This window comes from Flavobacterium undicola (assembly GCF_009909155.2).
Taxonomy (GTDB): domain Bacteria; phylum Bacteroidota; class Bacteroidia; order Flavobacteriales; family Flavobacteriaceae; genus Flavobacterium; species Flavobacterium undicola.
Map to the genome: position 1 here is coordinate 224,494 of NZ_JAAAPM020000003.1, position 17,638 is coordinate 242,131.

Consider the following 17,638-nt stretch of genomic DNA (forward strand, 5'->3'; position numbering starts at 1 on the left):
AAAAAAACCTCACTTTTCAGTGAGGTTTGAATTAAATATAAACTTTTATTCTGGTTCGTTCATTTTGAAAGTATCCATAAAAGCAGTCGTATAATCACCCGCTATATAACGAGGATCATCCATTAATTGTCTGTGGAAAGGGATTGTTGTTTTAATTCCTTCAATTACAAATTCGTCTAATGCTCTTCTCATTTTACTAATTGCTTCTTCGCGAGATTGAGCAGTAGTAATCAATTTAGCAATCATCGAATCGTAATTTGGTGGAATAGTATAGCCCGAATACACGTGAGTATCTAAACGTACACCATGACCACCTGGCATGTGTAATGTAGTAATTTTTCCTGGCGAAGGTCTAAAATCATTATAAGGATCTTCGGCATTGATACGACATTCGATAGCGTGTAATTGTGGTAAATAGTTTTTTCCTGAAATTGGAATTCCAGCTGCTACCATAATTTGCTCACGAATTAAATCGTAATCAATAACCTGCTCTGTAATAGGATGTTCAACTTGGATACGCGTATTCATTTCCATAAAATAGAAATTACGGTGTTTGTCCACTAAAAACTCAACCGTTCCAGCACCTTCATATTTAATATATTCGGCTGCTTTTACTGCTGCTTCACCCATTTTCTGACGTAATTCGTCAGTCATAAATGGCGAAGGAGTTTCTTCAGTTAATTTTTGATGACGTCTTTGTACTGAGCAGTCTCTTTCAGAAAGATGACAAGCTTTTCCGTAAGCATCACCTACTACTTGGATTTCGATATGACGTGGTTCCTCAATTAATTTTTCAAGATACATACCATCATTACCAAAAGCAGCAGCTGACTCTTGACGAGCACCTTCCCAAGCTTTTAGCAAATCTTCTTCTTTCCAAACAGCACGCATTCCTTTACCTCCACCACCAGCGGTAGCTTTTAACATTACAGGAAAACCGAATTCTCTAGAAAGTTCTAAAGCTTGTTCATAAGATTCTAGAATCCCAACTGAACCGGGAACACAAGGAACACCCGCTTCAATCATAGTTGATTTTGCAGAAGCTTTATCTCCCATTCTGTCAATCATTTCAGGTGCAGCTCCAATGAACTTTATACCGTGTTCTTGACAGATTTTTGAAAATTTAGAATTTTCAGAAAGGAATCCGTATCCTGGATGAATTGCGTCAGCATTTGTAATTTCGGCTGCAGCAATAATATTTGACATTTTCAAATAAGAAAGGTTACTTGGCGCAGGTCCGATACAAACAGCTTCATCAGCAAACTTTACGTGTAAACTTTCTGCATCGGCAGTAGAATAAACTGCTACTGTCTTAATGCCCATTTCTTTACAAGTTCTAATTACACGAAGTGCAATTTCCCCCCTATTTGCAATTAATATTTTTTTAAACATATTTTTTAAATTAGATAATTAGACAAGGTGTCAATTAGACAATTAAAAAGAAAGAAAAACTTCTAACTCCTAACTTCTAACTTCTAACTTTTTATGATGGATCTACTAAGAATAATGGTTGATCAAATTCAACTGGTGACATATCATCAACTAATATTTTAACGATTTTTCCAGAAATTTCAGATTCAATTTCGTTAAATAATTTCATTGCTTCAACAACACAAAGTACATCTCCTTTAGAAATAGTAGTACCTACTTCAACAAACATTGGTTTGTCTGGAGAAGGTTTTCTATAGAAAGTACCAATCATTGGCGATTTTATAGTAATGAATTTTGAGTCCTCAACTACTGGTGCTGCTGCAACTGGTGTAGCTGCTGCAACTGGAGCCGCTGCTATAATTTGTTGTGCTGGTGCTTGAGCTGGCATTTGTTGCACATAAGTTGGCTCTGGAGCACTGCTTTCCAAGGTTGTTCTAATGGTAATTTTAACATCATCCATTTCTAACTTTACCTCGGCAACACCAGAATTGGATACAAATTTGATTAGGTTCTGAATTTCTTTTAAATCCATAATATTTGTGATTTTAGTTTAAATTTATTTTTTGTTGTATGCCCATTTTAGATAAATAGACCCCCAAGTGAATCCTCCTCCAAATGCAGCAAAAATAATAGTATCTCCTTTTTTAAACAAATGTTCAAAATCATTTAAAACTAGAGGCAAGGTTGCTGATGTGGTATTTCCATATCTTTCAATATTCATTAGAACCTTAGATTCCTCTAAATTCATTCGGCTTGCAGTAGCATCAATGATACGCTTATTTGCCTGATGAGGAACTAAATAGTTAATATCTTCGTTAGTCAGATTGTTCCTTTTAAGGATTTGCTCACTTGCATCAGCCATATTGGTTACAGCATACTTAAATACTGTTTTCCCATCTTGTCTAATATTGTGTCTTTTTTCCTCTACAGTCTGAATAGTTGTAGGATGAAGTGATCCTCCAGCATCAATTTTCAAGAAATCACGACCTATACCATCGCTTCTTAAATATTCATCCTGCAATCCTAAACCTTCAAAATTAGGTTCGAATAAAACTGCTCCTGCACCATCTCCAAAAATGATACATGTAGTTCTATCAGTATAATCAACAATAGATGACATTTTATCGGCACCTATTAATAATACTTTTTTATATCTTCCTGATTCAATGTATGCTGCTGCTGTAGACATTCCGTATAAAAAACTGGAACAAGCGGCTTGTAAATCGTAAGCAAAGGCATTTGTAGCACCTATTTGGGTTGCAACATAAGCTCCTGTTGCTGAAACTTGCATATCTGGTGTGGCTGTTGCCATTAAAACCAAATCAATTTCTAAGGGATTTAAATTGGCTTTAGCGATTAAATCTTCAGCTGCTTTTATTGCTAAATAAGAGGTTCCTTTATCAGCATCTTTCAAAATCCTTCTTTCTTTTATTCCTGTACGCGAAGTAATCCATTCGTCGTTTGTGTCCACCATTGTTTCAAGAACCTGGTTTGAAAGCACAAAATCTGGAACATAAGCTCCAACTGCAGTAATTGCGGCCGTAATTTTATTCATTTTATTCGAATATTTTCCCTTTTATATCGACACAAAAGGAAACGTTTAAAAAGGGGTTAAAAATACAAAAAAAATCTAAACCCTTTATCTTTAAAAACTTCTTATTTAGCAGAAATTACAAACAACAAAAAACTCTCACATACTGTGAGAGTTCTCGTATTATCTATAAAAACGTATTATGCGAAAGTAGCTTCTGACTTATCAATAACCACTTGTCCTCTATAGTACATTTTCCCTTCATGCCAGTAAGCTCTGTGGTACAAATGCGCCTCTCCTGTAATAGGACAAGTAGCGATTTGTGCTACTGTAGCTTTATAATGTGTTCTTCTCTTATCTCTTCTTGTTTTCGAGATTTTTCTTTTAGGATGTGCCATTTTACTATATTATTTATCCGTTAATAGTTGCTTTAATTTGTCCCAACGCGGGTCTATATTCTCTTCTTTATTCTCTTTTTCATCTACTTCTTTGACTTGCAATTCATTCAGTTTATCTAAAACTTCCGTCTTTAAACTTCCGTCTTTAACCCCTGGATGAACTCGTTTTAAAGGCACCGAAAGCGCAATCATCTCATAAATATATTGTATTATATCTATTTCAAATTCGCCGAAAGGCAAAATCAATAACTCTTCGTTATCATTATTAAACACTTCCCCAAAACGAACTATCAATTTCATTTTACCTTTAATTGGCAAATCGAAATCCTCACCCGTCAAGTCGCAAGGAACATTAACCGTCCCTTTGTGCTTAAACTCTAACTCAAGCATATTGCTTTTCTTATCTAAAACTACAGTCACTTTGATATCCGAATTTTGAAATTCGTCATACTCAAAGTTCTCAAAGAACGCATTATTTATTTGATACTCAAAATGATGTTTTCCCAGCTTTAACCCTACGAAAGGAATTAAAAATTCTTTTGTCCTATTCATTTCAACAAAATTTTGCCCGTAACTTCGGGAGTGCAAAGATATAAAATTATTATAAAACCAATAACGTTATTAATCTTTTTTTATTTACATTTATTTTTCTCTAACTTTTAGCGGCTTTTCGGTCATTTCATCATACTGAATCCTTGAACGATAGACATCTATAGCCAAATATACCGCTTCTTTAAACGAATTAAAATCCGCAATTCCTTTACCCGCAATATCGTAAGCCGTACCGTGATCTGGCGAAGTTCTCACCTTATTCAAACCAGCTGTAAAATTAACTCCTTTCCCAAAAGACAAGGTTTTAAAAGGCACCAATCCCTGATCATGATAAGTCGCAATAACAGCATCAAATTTTTCATAATGTCCGCTTCCAAAAAATCCATCAGCAGCAAATGGCCCAAAAACCATTGTTCCTTTATCAAATATTTTTTTCAAAACCGGTTTTATCAACTCCTCATCTTCTTTTCCTATAACCCCTCCATCACCACAATGCGGATTCAATCCTAAAACAGCAATTTTTGGATTTCTTATACTAAAATCACGAACTAGAGAACGTTTTACTGTTTCTATTTTCTTAACAATCAAATCTTCCGTCAATCGAGAAGCCACTTCATTAATAGGCACATGATCCGTCAACAAACCTACTCGCAAACTGTCCTGCACCATAAACATCAAAGCATCACCTTCTAATTCCTGATCTAAATAATCTGTATGCCCAGGAAATTTAAAATCTTCCGACTGTATATTGTATTTATTTATTGGCGCCGTCACTAAAACATCCACCAATCCTTCTTTCAAAGCTTTTGTAGCAGCAACAAAAGACTTAATAGCATACTCCCCTACCTTGTCATCATTTACACCCAGATTCAAATCAACACCTTCTTTCCACACATTCAACACATTGATCTTTCCAATAATAACTTGGTCTATTTTATCTATACCATGAAGAACAACTGCCGAATCTAAATTTCTTTTTATGAAAGACAAAATCTTTACATTAGCAAAAATAACTGGCGTACACAGCTCTAACATTCGAGGATCTTCGAATGTCTTTAGAATAACCTCGCTTCCAATACCATTTAAATCTCCAATAGAAATTCCAACGATAATATTTTCTGCTTTTTTAATCATATCCACAAGTTTTTATTGCTAATTTTGAAGTGCAAATTTAGTAAAATAAAACAAGAATGTTTACAGGAATCATAGAAACCCTTGGAACCATCCAAGAAATAAAAAAAGAAAAAGACAATATCCATATAACGGTCAACTCTTCGATTACAAGCGAACTCAAAATAGACCAAAGTGTAGCACATAACGGAATTTGCTTAACCGTAGTAGCTATAAATGACACCACATACACTGTAACCGCTATTGACGAGACCATAAAAAAAACAAATTTAGGAGAATGGCAAGAAAAAGACCTAGTTAATCTAGAAAGAGCCATGAAATTAGGAGACCGTTTAGACGGTCATATTGTTCAAGGCCACGTTGACCAAATAGGAACCTGTATCGCAATCTCAGAAACTAACGGAAGTTGGCTTTACACCTTTGAATACGATGACAAACTAAACAACCTAACTATCGAAAAAGGATCTATAACTATAAACGGAGTAAGCCTAACCGTGGTAAACTCTAAGAAAAATCAATTTAGCGTAGCGATTATCCCCTACACTCACGAACACACTAATTTTAAAAATTTTAAAATAGGGTCAAAAATTAATCTAGAATTTGATGTTATCGGCAAATACGTTTCTAAGCTATATGCTAACAAAATTTAAAAACAAAAGAAACGCCCGATTATATCGAGTGTTTCTTTTTTAACATATAAATTTTATAAAAACCCAACAACAAGGCAGCACCAAACAATATTACAAGCCAACCATCTATTGGAAATTCAGGAGGAGGATCTACAGGAAAAGGAGGATCAACAGGAGGATCCGCTAAAACCACAAAACCTCCCACAAAGAAGAAAAAAACACAATAACTATATTTATTTAATATTTTTCTCATAAATTAAAAGAAACCTCATTTAAAAACAACTTAATTGATACCAACTTAAAACATCAAATTAGCACAAACCAAACATCAAAAGAACAAAGGTATACCATTTAGATGAATTTCACACAAAAGAAAAACCCTTTAAAACGTTAATTTTAAAGGGTTTTCGTCGATTGTGGTCCCACCTGGGCTCGAACCAGGGACCACCTGATTATGAGTCAGGTGCTCTAACCAGCTGAGCTATAGGACCAGTTAAGAGGCTGCAATATTACCACTATTTTTTGGTTGTTCCAAATTTTTTTACTTAGTTTTCAAACCATCATTCATATTGAAAAAATTAGCGACAGAAACCTACTGATTACTAACACCATAAAGCTCCAACAAAATAAGCTAAATACTTTGACATAATTCAATCAAAACACCATTAGTACTTTTAGGATGCAAAAAAACAACCAACTTATTATCGGCTCCTTTTTTAGGAATCTCATTCAAAACAAAAAAACCTTCTTTTTTTAATCTTTGAACCTCTTCCTGAATATTTTCAACCTCAAACGCAATATGATGGATTCCTTCTCCTTTTTTTTCTAAAAATTTAGCAATTGGACTTTCAGAATTAGTTGCTGCCAAAAGTTCAATTTTACTGGTATCACTTCTAAAAAAAGAAGTCAAAGCACCTTCACTTTCTACTTCTTCCTGTTTATAAGACGGAACACCCAATAATTTTTCGAACAAAGTATTTGATGCAACAATATCTTTTACCGCAATTCCTATATGATCAATCTTTTTCATCCCATTTCTAAATTTTAAACACAACAAAGCACAAAACTATTTCTAAAGATAAATATTCTACGTCTTTACAACCTTAATAATTCCATAAAAAGTTTTAATTCCAGTAATTATAATCGTTATTTTGTACTTCTAAATTTTAAATTACATGTTGAAAGGCAAATTAAAATACATTTTTATACTATTAATAATAATCATGGCAAGTTGTGCCAAAAGAGGTAGTATTACCGGCGGACTAAAAGACACCATTGCTCCTAGTTTAAAAATGAGTTTTCCTGAAAATTTTAGCAGCAATTTCAACGAAAAACAAATCAAATTAGAATTTGATGAAATTGTAATCCTTAAAACCTTAAGTAAACAATTAGTGATTTCGCCTCCTATGAAAAATGAGCCACTAATTATCCCTACAACTGCCAGCAAATATATTACCATAAAAATAAAAGACACTCTTAAACCCAACACAACTTATAGTTTTAATTTTGGACAAAGTATAACTGATAATAACGAAGGAAATCCTTTAAACCAATTTAAATATGTTTTTTCCACAGGCAGCTATATCGATTCTTTAGCTCTTGGCGGAAAAGTAAAATATGCTTATGAAAAGGAAGCCGAATCCTTTATTTCAGTAATGCTTTATGAAGTAAACGACACTTTCAATGACTCCATTATTTACAAAGAAAGTCCAAGATACATCACAAACACTTTAGACAGCCTGAAAACGTTTCGCCTGGAAAATTTAAAAGCAGGAAAATACTTTTTAGTTGCTTTAAAAGACCTTAACAAAAACAATAAATTCGATCCTAAAACTGAAAAAATAGGATTCATAAAAGATTTTATCAGCATTCCAAATGACACTATTTACGAAATAGAACTTTTCAAAGAAACAAGCGCTTTTAAAGCATTCAAGCCAACTCAAGAGTCAGCAAACAAACTTTTTATGGGTTACGAAGGAGATTTAACCGAAACGAATTCAAGACCTAAAATCACCTTAAAAAATAACAACGAAATACTAAGCAGTATAGTAACTAAGCTTCCTAAAAAAGATTCACTCCAAATTTGGTACAAACCTTTAAAAACCGATTCTTTAAAAATAGCCATAACTCATGATAAATTCGAAAAGGTTTTTACACTTAAAACCAAAAATCAAAAAAAGGACAGCTTAACTATCAGCTCAATAAATCCAGCCAACTTTAAAGATCGCTTTGTATTAGAAGCCTCAAGACCTCTAATTAAATTTGACGAAACAAAAATCAAATTAATAGACGGAGATTCGACCGCGATAAAATTCACCAAAACCTATGATGAATTTAACCAAAAATTATATTTAGATTTCAAAAAAGAGCCTGCTAAGAAATATAGTTTTACCATTTTACCTGGCGCATTGACTGACTTTTACGAGTCCACAAATGATACCTTAAACTACCAAATTAGCACCAAAGAATTAACGGAATACGGGAATTTAAAAGTAAAACTCGAAAACGTAAAATCTTTTCCTGTCATTGTCGAATTGCTAAAATCAACCGGAGAAATTGTCGCGAGCGAATATCTGGAAAAAGACACCGCAATAGACTTCAATCTTTTAGATCCCGCCTTGTTCACACTTCGCGCTATCTATGACAACAATAAAAACAACCGATTCGACTCTGGAAATTACTTGGAGAAAAAATATGCGGAAGAAGTCATTTACTTATCTGGAGAAATTGATGTGAGAACCAACTGGGACGTTGAGCAAACTTTCGACTTAAGCATTCCCTACACTCCTCCTGTCAAAAAAGATAATAAAGATAAAAAGAAGAAAAAACAACTCTAGAGCAACTTAAACGAATCTAGATCATTTAAAAAACCCAACTTTTGTCTGGCAGAAATCATTTTTTGTTGATCTAATTCAACTATAAAAACATTTTCTGACTCCGTTGGAGCCACTAAATAATCACCAAGGTAATCTATCAACTGAGAATGTCCTGGATAATTATGTCCATTTGCATCAACACCAATTCTATTTACTCCAATAGTGTAAACCATATTTTCAATTGCACGTGCTTTGAGTAATGCATCCCAGGCATTGATTCTTTTTTCTGGCCAACTCGCAACATATAAAAGCAAATCGTAATTTTCGGTATTTCTGGAAAATACCGGAAAGCGCAAATCATAACACACCATTGGGCAAATTTTCCAACCCAGATAATCCACAATTAATTTTTGGTCACCTGCCGTATACACTTTCTCTTCGCCCGCAAGCGTAAACAAATGTCTTTTATCATAAAACTGGATTTCCCCCGAAGGAAAAACAAACAACATTCTGTTATAGAAGTTATCTGATTCTTCAACAACTACACTTCCTGTTATAGCCGTTTTTTGGGCTTTCGCCAAAGATTGCATCCACAACACCGTTTCGCCTTGCATCGTTTCAGCAACAGCGCCAGGATTCATTGTAAAACCTGTAGAAAACATTTCAGGCAGCACAATCAAATTAACAGACTCATTTATTCCATTAATTTTTTCTTCGAAAGAATCCCGGTTGGCTTTTGGGTTTTCCCAAATTAAATCAGATTGAATTAGTGCGATTTTCATAAAAAAAAAGTTGTTTCACAAAGATACGCAAAGTTTGTTCCAACAAAAAAGCGCATTCAAATCAATGAATGCGCTTCTATAAATATATTGAAAAAATATTATCCTTTCAAACTTGCTGACATATACTCTCTGTTCATACGAGCAATGTTTTCCAGAGAAATTCCTTTTGGACATTCCACCTCACAAGCTCCAGTGTTAGTACAGTTACCAAAACCTTCATCGTCCATTTGGCTTACCATGTTCAATACACGATCAACCGCTTCTACCTGACCTTGTGGCAATAGCGCAAATTGAGAAACTTTTGCAGCAACGAATAACATAGCCGAAGAGTTTTTACAAGTAGCTACACAAGCTCCACATCCAATACAAGTTGCAGCGTCAAAAGCAGCATCAGCGTCTTTTTTGTTTACCGGAATTGTATTTGCATCGATAGTGTTTCCTGAAGTATTTACTGAGATAAATCCTCCTGCGTGTTGGATTCTGTCAAAAGAACTTCTGTCAACCACTAAATCTTTAACTACCGGGAAAGCAGCTGCACGGAATGGCTCGATAGTGATAGTATCACCATCTTTAAACATACGCATGTGCAATTGACAAGTTGTAACTCCTCTGTCTGGTCCGTGTGCTTCTCCATTGATGAATAAAGAACACATTCCACAGATTCCTTCGCGACAATCGTGGTCAAAAGCTACTGGCTCTTCACCAGCATTGATTTGTTGTTCGTTGAATACGTCAAGCATTTCAAGGAATGACATATCAGGTTCAATTCCGTCGATTTTATAATCAACCATTGCTCCTTTATCTTGGGCGTTTTTCTGACGCCATATTTTTAATGTAAGTTTCATAATTTTGTTATGGGTTATAAGTATATGAGTTAAACGCTTTTAACTCTTAACTCTTATTTATAACTTCTTTGAACTAGTTTGATGTTTTCGTAAACCAATGGCTCTTTGTGTAAAACAGCATCACTTGGTTTTCCTTTGTATTCCCAAGCAGCTACGTACGCAAAGTTTTCGTCATCACGTAAAGCCTCACCTTCTTCGGTTTGGTATTCTTCACGGAAATGACCTCCACAAGATTCTTTACGGTGTAAAGCATCTTTAGCAAACAATTCTCCTAATTCTAAGAAATCAGCAACACGAATTGCTTTTTCTAATTCTTGATTGAATCCTTTATCAGTTCCAGGTACTCTTACATCTTTATAAAACTCTTCACGTAAAGCAGCAATTTCAACAATAGCTTCGTTTAATCCTTTTTCGTTACGAGCCATACCTACTTTATCCCACATAATTTTACCTAATTTTTTGTGGAAGTGGTCTACTGAATGCGTTCCTTTATTATTCATAAAGTTAGCGATCAATTCTTTTACACTTTTTTCAGCCTCATCAAACTCAGGTCTATCAGTAGAAATTTCTCCCATTTTGATATCCGGAGCTAAATAATCTCCAATAGTGTAAGGCAATACGAAATATCCATCAGCCAAACCTTGCATTAAAGCAGAAGCTCCTAAACGGTTAGCTCCATGGTCAGAGAAGTTAGATTCTCCAATAGAGAAACAACCAGGAATTGTAGTCATCAAATTATAATCAACCCAAGTTCCACCCATTGTGTAGTGAACCGCAGGGTAAATCATCATTGGTGAAGTATAAGGATCCTCATCTACAATTTTATAATACATTTGGAACAAGTTCCCGTATTTACTTTTTACAATTTCAGTACCTAGTTTAGTTACTAATTTAGTATCATTAGCATCTAAACCTTTTACATAAACCGCTTCAGTACCATAACGTTTAATTGCTGCAGCAAAATCCAAGTAAACTGCTTCTCCTGTTTTGTTAACACCAAAACCAGCATCACATCTTTCTTTTGCAGCACGGGAAGCTACGTCACGTGGAACCAAGTTACCAAAAGCTGGATATCTTCTTTCTAAGAAATAATCTCTATCTGCTTCAGCTAAATCAGTTGCTTTTTTCTTTCCTTCACGAATAGCTTGCGCATCTTCTAATTTTGCAGGAACCCAGATACGTCCGTCATTACGTAACGATTCTGACATCAAAGTCAATTTAGACTGATGATCTCCTGAAACCGGAATACAAGTTGGGTGAATTTGAGTATAACAAGGGTTTGCGAAGAAAGCTCCTTTTTTGTGGATTTTCCAAGCTGCAGTAGCATTAGAACCCATTGCGTTAGTTGATAAGAAGAAAACGTTTCCGTAACCTCCAGAACCGATAACAACAGCGTGAGCTGAATGTCTTTCGATTTCTCCGGTAACCAGGTTACGAGCGATAATCCCTCTTGCTTTTCCGTCGATAATTACTAATTCAAGCATTTCGTGACGGTTGTACATTTTGATTTTTCCACGACCAATTTGACGGTTCATTGCAGAATAAGCTCCTAACAATAATTGTTGTCCTGTTTGACCTTGTGCATAAAATGTACGAGAAACCAAAGTTCCTCCAAAAGAACGGTTATCTAACAATCCACCATACTCACGAGCCAATGGCACCCCTTGAGCCACACATTGGTCAATAATATTAGTAGAAACTTCAGCTAAACGGTGTACGTTTGCCTCACGAGCACGGTAATCTCCTCCTTTTACAGTGTCATAAAACAATCTGTAAACTGAGTCACCGTCTCCTTTATAATTTTTTGCCGCATTGATTCCCCCTTGTGCTGCAATAGAGTGCGCACGACGTGGTGAATCCTGAAAACAAAATGCTTTTACGTTATATCCTAATTCTGCTAAAGTAGCAGCAGCAGAACCTCCAGCTAATCCTGTTCCAACAACAATAATATCTAAATTACGTTTGTTAGCAGGGTTTACTAAATTAATATGATCTTTATAATTTGTCCATTTGTCCGCAATTGGACCATGTGGAATTTTTGAATCTAATGCCATTATAATTGAATATTAATGATTGAAATGATGAAATAATGCAATAAATACGAATCCTAAAGGAACGATTACAGAAAACCATAATCCGAAATTCTTCATTCCTTTTGTGTATTTATTATTTTGTCCTACTGATTGGAAAGAAGAACTAAATCCGTGTCTTAGGTGTAAAGACAACAACACAAATGACAAACTGTATAAACCAGTACGCACTGGGTTTACGAATTTTTCAGCTAACTCATGAAAATAACGAGTTTCATCAGCTGGATTAAACTCTACATATTTATAAACCATCTCTGGGAACCAGAAATCATAAAAGTGTAAAGCTAAGAAAGCTAAAATTACTGAACCTGAAATGATCATGTTACGAGACGCCCAACTTGCATTGGCAGCACCATTATAACTTGCATAACTTACAGGTCTAGCTTTTCTGTTTTGAATATCCAAAACAAACCCCATAATGAAGTGAAAAACTACTCCAACGATAAGAATCGGCTGAATAACAAATTGAACCAAAGGATTTGTTCCCATAAAATGAGAAATCGCATTGAATACATCGGCACTAATTACCGAAGTCATATTGATTAAAAAATGCTGTGCTAGAAACAACATCAAAAAAAGTCCTGAAAGTGCCATAGCTACTTTTTTTGCTATTGACGATTTCAATAATCCAGATTTTGCCATAATATTTTAGAATATAATTTAAAAAGTACACAAAAATAGAGTAATTAGTAACGAACTACAACCTTTTCGTTCTTATTTAGAAACGTTATAATGTTTTTACCAAAAACTGCTAAAAACGGATAATAAACAAGAAATAAGTCATTGATTTTCAATATTATACATAAAAAACAGCAGGAAAAACTAACAAAAATAACAAGAAAAGCAAATTAATTATTACCATTCAAAAGCCGAAAAAATACACATTTAATAATTTTTAGAATAAAATGCTTTTAAATCAACAAAAAACACAAAAACAGACTATTTTGTGTAGTTAAAGAAACAGCAATTCCAAAGCGGCATTTTATCTTTGTGAATTCAAAAAAAATGAAAATGAAAACAGGAATTGACGCAATATCATTTGACGTAGCCAAGCTACATTTACCCATAAAAACACTGGCAGAAGCCAGAAACATAGAACCTGAAAAACTAGAAAAAGGATTAGGATTAATCCAAATGACTTTGCCAGATGCACATCAAGACAGCGTGGTTTTTGCTGCAAACGCTTTGACCAAATTGATTCAGGACAACTCAATTAACTTAAACGAAATTGCGCGTATTTATGTAGGCACCGAAAGCGGCATTGACAACGCAAAACCTATTGGTTCATTTTTAGTTGACTTGATGGAACAAAAATTTGGCGAAAATACTTTAGCCGAATGCGATGTAGTCGATTTTACTTTTGCCTGTATTGGCGGTGTTGATGCTATGCAAAATTGCATTGACTTTATCCGATTAAATCCAAACAAAAAAGCAATTGTTGTAACTACTGATATTGCCAAATACGATTTGAATTCAACTGGCGAATACACCCAAGGTGCTGGAGCAACAGCCATGTTAATTACCTCGAATCCAAGAATTATTGCTTTCGAAAATAATTGGGCAACCAATACCAAAGGCGTTTTTGATTTTTTTAAACCTCATAGAACAATTTCAAAAGAAGCCATAACCGGAAACACAAACAACGAAGCCTGGTTTGATAATTTGGAAGCCGAAATCGAAATTCACAAAGACCAACCGGTTTTTGACGGACAATATTCGAATCAATGTTACATGGACAGAACCAGAAATGCTTATTTCTCATTCAAAAAGCTAAAACAAACTTCGGCTACTTTATACCAAAGCTGGAACAGCATCATCATGCACCTGCCTTATTCATTTCAAGGCCGTCGTATGTTGTCTGAAATCTATGCTTTGGATGCCGAAAATTCGATTATTTCAGGAGAAGAAACCCCGGCTGAATACCAAAATAAGTTAAAGGAAACCAGCAAAACTCCGGAATACAAAAACTTTGTTGAAGAAAAATTAATGCCTGCCGAATTAGCTTCTTCACTAATTGGAAATTTATATACAGGTTCTGTTTTTATGGGATTCCTTTCAACTTTAGCTCATTTTTATGATTCGAAAAAAGAAATTGCAGGCAACACTTTTGGATTCCTTGCTTACGGAAGCGGTTCGAAATCAAAAGTATTCGAAGGAATTATTCAGAACGAATGGAAAGCAGCTTTAGCCAATGTAAACCTTTTTGAAACCCTGGAGAAAAGTTTCGAAATTGATTTTGACACTTACGAAAAACTTCATAAAAAAGAACAAAAACAAAGTATTCAATCACCAAAAAACGAATGGATTTTAGACCGAATCGAAAACCAAAATCCAAATCTTATTGGTGCGCGTTATTACAAATGGATTGACTAAAAATATACACCGCAGACCTGTCTGCTCACAGGCAGGTTCGCATATTTTTTTAACTAATTCACTACTATTTTTAGAATCTTCAGAATTTAAAACTAATGATTATCCGTAGCATCAGTACAATCCGTGGGCTATCTTTGTGAACTTTGCGAAAAACCTTTAAAAACTCTGCGGTTAATATTTTTAATCGCATTTACCTCTTATCACAAACTACGCTATAGTGTTTTTAAGCTGGATTGTTTAGATTTGTATTTCAAAACTTTTTCAAATGAAATACCATCAGATTGATCGCCATTTATTTATAAAAAACCGCAGCAAATTTACGGCTCAAATGAAGCCTAAAAGTATTGCGATTTTCAACTCAAACGACATTTATCCCGTTAGCGCCGACAGTACTTTGCCGTTTGCACAACATCGCGATATCTTTTATTTAAGCGGAATCGATCAGGAAGAAAGTATTTTATTGCTGTGTCCGGAGGCACCTTACGAGCACCAAAAAGAAATATTGTTCTTAAAGGAAACCAGCGAATTAATTGCTATTTGGGAAGGTGCCAAGTTAACCAAAGACGAAGCTTTTGCTGTTTCCGGAATCAAAACCGTGCATTGGTTACAGGATTTTGAAAAAGTCTTGTTCGAAATGATGACCTACACCGATACGATGTACATCAACACCAACGAACATTACCGCTCGCACGTAGAAACCGAAACCCGCGAAGCCCGTTTTATCAAATGGTGGAAAGACAAATACCCGGCACATGCTGTTGCCAAAAGCAATCCTATTTTGCAACGCCTTCGTTCAGTAAAAGAAAAAGAGGAACTCGATTTGATTCAACATGCCTGTAACATTACCGAAAAAGGTTTCCGACGCATTCTTTCGTTTGTAAAACCCAATGTAACGGAATACGAAATCGAAGCCGAATTCATTCACGAGTTCATTCGCAATCGTTCCAAAGGTTTTGCTTATACACCAATTATTGCTTCGGGGAATAACGCTAATGTGCTTCATTATATCGAAAACAACAAAGAATGCAAAGCAGGCGATTTGATTTTGCTTGACGTTGCTGCAGAATATGCTAATTATTCCAGCGATTTAACCAGAACTATTCCCGTTTCAGGTCGTTATTCCGAAAGACAAAAAGCAGTTTACAATGCCGTCTTAAAAGTAAAAAATGAAGCTACTCAAATGCTAACACCAGGAACACTCTGGAAACAATATCAGGCAGAAGTTGGTAAAATCATGTCTTCCGAATTATTAGGTTTGGGACTTTTAGACAAAGCCGACGTACAAAACGAAAATCCGGAATGGCCGGCTTACAAAAAATATTTCATGCACGGCACTTCGCACCACATGGGACTCGACACCCACGATTACGGAATTCTGACCGAACCCATGCAAGCCAACATGGTTTTTACCGTAGAACCCGGAATTTACATTCCCGAAGAAGGTTTCGGAATCCGTCTGGAAGACAATGTAGTCATTCAGTCAACAGCTAAGCCTTTCAATTTGATGAAAAACATTCCAATTGAAGTTGAGGAAATTGAGAGTTTGATGAATTCTTGATTTGTTTAGAGAATAGAAAACAGAATAAAGATAATAGACGGTTTGCAGGAATGTGAGCCGTTTTTGTTTTAACCTCAAATACTCTCGGAAATGTCATTCCGACGAAGGAGGAATCTCATCCAGTAAGTAATTCGACAAAGTATTTCTATTTGCTTATTGTCATGTCTTATAATTACAAATTTCACCATCTGGACGGAAAAATATTGAGGAGATTCCTCCTTCGTCGGAAAGACAAACTAGGTGGTTTTGGTTTATGTAAAAGAGCGTTTTAAAGGAGTTTTACTCGCAATATTATCCATTAAAGGGAACGAGAACAAAAGCGAAGCGAACTTGTAAAGCAATCTATTATCAAAAACCTTTATGTGATTTCTCGTTCCTCAAAATATCACAAGATTATTATCTTAATATCAGTAAACAACTTGATGTTTATATAAAATTTCTTTAAACTCTTTTTCAAGATTAACATTATTCAATTCAACAAAACAAAGTCTATTTTCTCTATTCATTCTTGAAATAATTTTCTCTTCCACAATATTTAGCAAATTTTTAATTTTTGCATCTCTATCATTATTATCATAATAAAAAACGCATATTTTAGATTTATTTAATTTGTCTTGTTCTAAAAATCTAAATAACTCTAAAATATATTCTTTATCTGACTTATCTAAAGAGTGCCCAACTATATAAAAAAAAGTTTCTTCATCATATAAAGTATTTGCTTTAGGAAAATTAACAAATTTTTGATTAGTATTTCTCTTAATTTTTTGATAATACTTAGTAAAATCGTAGGCTTTAAACCGCTTAATTTCATCTGAAATTTCGCTAATTCCAAGAACTAAATTCTGCTTTTCACAATCTTCATTTATTCCTCCATGCAAATAAACCACTTTCGATTTGTCAACATTATAAATATTCTCGAAAGTAGGAGTATAATTAAAAGTATAAATTTCATTCATTAAATGAAATGGAATTACTGATTTTTGTTTTATTTCAGCATAAAAAACACTAACAATATCAACTAAATAGCGATTAAAAATTTTAATAAAATCTTCAAATGATTTTGCTAAATCTTCAAGCATTTTTTTAATATCAATAAAACCTTTTCGTTTATTAATATATTTTTCGTTTATTTTGAAAGCGGCTCTTGGATTAATAAAGCTAATCAAATCAAACAAATCAAAATCAGTATAATCAATCAGATAATCCTGAAAGGCATTTTTTGCAACTACGCCTTTATCATCATATTTATTAAAAATTTTTAATTCATTTAAGATATTTTCAATTTCTATTTCAAAATCAATCCATGTATCTATTTCTAAAACAGTTTTGAAATATTTATACCAAAGATTAGTTTCCAAAAATTCACTTATTAATTTTTTGAGTTATACACTTAATATCTGTTTTATGTTTTTTTGATAAATCGGTTTTGCATTCACCATTCTTTCTATGGATTTATGAAAAATACTTGTTTTAAATTGAGAACGGTTTATCCTAAAACAAAA

The 17,638-nt window shown here is 34.2% G+C and carries 17 protein-coding genes, 1 tRNA gene and 1 pseudogene; 4 read left to right on the forward strand and 15 right to left on the reverse strand.

The features are described 5' to 3' along the window. Window positions 1–45: 45 nt before the first annotated feature. The 6 genes from accC to pdxA all read right to left on the reverse strand — a co-directional run bounded on the left by accC (window position 46) and on the right by pdxA (window position 5,046). The gene (gene accC, locus GTZ96_RS03235) at window positions 46–1,392 is read right to left on the reverse strand and encodes an acetyl-CoA carboxylase biotin carboxylase subunit (protein WP_161641146.1); all 1,347 of its coding nucleotides are present in this window, start codon (window positions 1,390–1,392) and stop codon (window positions 46–48) included. Window positions 1,393–1,483: 91 nt separating this feature from the next. After that, window positions 1,484–1,963, reverse strand: coding sequence for an acetyl-CoA carboxylase biotin carboxyl carrier protein (gene accB / locus GTZ96_RS03240; protein WP_161641147.1), 480 nt, complete (start codon window positions 1,961–1,963; stop codon window positions 1,484–1,486). 24 nt (window positions 1,964–1,987) lie between these two features. After that, the gene (locus GTZ96_RS03245) at window positions 1,988–2,986 is read right to left on the reverse strand and encodes a beta-ketoacyl-ACP synthase III (RefSeq protein ID WP_161641148.1); all 999 of its coding nucleotides are present in this window, start codon (window positions 2,984–2,986) and stop codon (window positions 1,988–1,990) included. A 176-nt stretch (window positions 2,987–3,162) separates the two neighbouring features. Continuing rightward, entirely contained in the window at window positions 3,163–3,360 is a 198-nt protein-coding gene (gene rpmF, locus GTZ96_RS03250; protein WP_073242095.1) for a 50S ribosomal protein L32, read from the reverse strand. A 9-nt stretch (window positions 3,361–3,369) separates the two neighbouring features. Further along, window positions 3,370–3,912, reverse strand: coding sequence for a YceD family protein (locus GTZ96_RS03255; RefSeq protein ID WP_161641149.1), 543 nt, complete (start codon window positions 3,910–3,912; stop codon window positions 3,370–3,372). 90 nt (window positions 3,913–4,002) lie between these two features. Beyond that, on the reverse strand, window positions 4,003–5,046 hold the full coding sequence (gene pdxA, locus GTZ96_RS03260) for a 4-hydroxythreonine-4-phosphate dehydrogenase PdxA (protein ID WP_161641150.1): 1,044 nt from the start codon (window positions 5,044–5,046) through the stop codon (window positions 4,003–4,005). 56 nt (window positions 5,047–5,102) lie between these two features. On the opposite strand from pdxA, the gene GTZ96_RS03265 reads away from it, so the two are divergent. Beyond that, a complete protein-coding gene (locus tag GTZ96_RS03265) occupies window positions 5,103–5,693 on the forward strand; it encodes a riboflavin synthase (protein WP_161641151.1) in 591 nt (196 codons plus the stop codon). Between the two features lie 19 nt (window positions 5,694–5,712). On the opposite strand, the gene GTZ96_RS03270 is transcribed toward GTZ96_RS03265, so the two are convergent. From GTZ96_RS03270 to mce, 3 genes are all read right to left on the reverse strand, one after another. Then, on the reverse strand, window positions 5,713–5,925 hold the full coding sequence (locus GTZ96_RS03270) for a hypothetical protein (protein WP_161641152.1): 213 nt from the start codon (window positions 5,923–5,925) through the stop codon (window positions 5,713–5,715). A gap of 164 nt (window positions 5,926–6,089) precedes the next feature. Next, window positions 6,090–6,163: transfer RNA gene (locus GTZ96_RS03275), tRNA-Ile, on the reverse strand. Between the two features lie 140 nt (window positions 6,164–6,303). Further along, window positions 6,304–6,702: a methylmalonyl-CoA epimerase gene (mce, locus tag GTZ96_RS03280; RefSeq protein WP_161641153.1), complete on the reverse strand. Its 399-nt coding sequence runs from the start codon at window positions 6,700–6,702 to the stop codon at window positions 6,304–6,306. 193 nt (window positions 6,703–6,895) lie between these two features. Here mce and GTZ96_RS03285 point away from each other — a divergent pair, with 193 nt between their 5' ends. After that, complete coding sequence (locus GTZ96_RS03285) at window positions 6,896–8,509, forward strand: Ig-like domain-containing protein (RefSeq protein WP_317168872.1); 1,614 nt, start codon at window positions 6,896–6,898, stop codon at window positions 8,507–8,509. Here the strand turns inward: GTZ96_RS03285 and GTZ96_RS03290 are convergent. From GTZ96_RS03290 to GTZ96_RS03305, 4 genes are all read right to left on the reverse strand, one after another. Beyond that, window positions 8,506–9,270 (reverse strand): amidohydrolase, encoded by a 765-nt coding sequence (locus GTZ96_RS03290; protein ID WP_161641155.1) that lies wholly within the window; start codon window positions 9,268–9,270, stop codon window positions 8,506–8,508. The two genes, GTZ96_RS03285 and GTZ96_RS03290, sit on opposite strands and share 4 nt — an antisense overlap. A gap of 98 nt (window positions 9,271–9,368) precedes the next feature. Further along, window positions 9,369–10,115 carry a succinate dehydrogenase/fumarate reductase iron-sulfur subunit gene (locus GTZ96_RS03295; protein ID WP_161641156.1) on the reverse strand — a complete coding sequence of 249 codons (747 nt, stop codon included), beginning with the start codon at window positions 10,113–10,115 and terminating at the stop codon, window positions 9,369–9,371. A 53-nt stretch (window positions 10,116–10,168) separates the two neighbouring features. Beyond that, entirely contained in the window at window positions 10,169–12,169 is a 2,001-nt protein-coding gene (locus GTZ96_RS03300; RefSeq protein WP_161641157.1) for a fumarate reductase/succinate dehydrogenase flavoprotein subunit, read from the reverse strand. Between the two features lie 12 nt (window positions 12,170–12,181). Then, window positions 12,182–12,847 (reverse strand): succinate dehydrogenase cytochrome b subunit, encoded by a 666-nt coding sequence (locus GTZ96_RS03305; RefSeq protein ID WP_161641158.1) that lies wholly within the window; start codon window positions 12,845–12,847, stop codon window positions 12,182–12,184. Window positions 12,848–13,216: 369 nt separating this feature from the next. Between GTZ96_RS03305 and GTZ96_RS03310 the strand changes: the two genes are divergently transcribed. Beyond that, on the forward strand, window positions 13,217–14,578 hold the full coding sequence (locus GTZ96_RS03310; protein WP_161641159.1) for a hydroxymethylglutaryl-CoA synthase family protein: 1,362 nt from the start codon (window positions 13,217–13,219) through the stop codon (window positions 14,576–14,578). Window positions 14,579–14,843: 265 nt separating this feature from the next. After that, a complete protein-coding gene (locus GTZ96_RS03315) occupies window positions 14,844–16,136 on the forward strand; it encodes an aminopeptidase P family protein (RefSeq protein ID WP_161641160.1) in 1,293 nt (430 codons plus the stop codon). A gap of 407 nt (window positions 16,137–16,543) precedes the next feature. Here the strand turns inward: GTZ96_RS03315 and GTZ96_RS03320 are convergent, their stop codons facing one another. Together GTZ96_RS03320 and GTZ96_RS03325 are read right to left on the reverse strand one after the other, a co-directional pair. Continuing rightward, complete coding sequence (locus tag GTZ96_RS03320; RefSeq protein ID WP_161641161.1) at window positions 16,544–17,494, reverse strand: AbiH family protein; 951 nt, start codon at window positions 17,492–17,494, stop codon at window positions 16,544–16,546. A gap of 24 nt (window positions 17,495–17,518) precedes the next feature. Continuing rightward, window positions 17,519–17,638: pseudogene (locus GTZ96_RS03325) on the reverse strand (IS1595 family transposase); the annotation flags it as partial.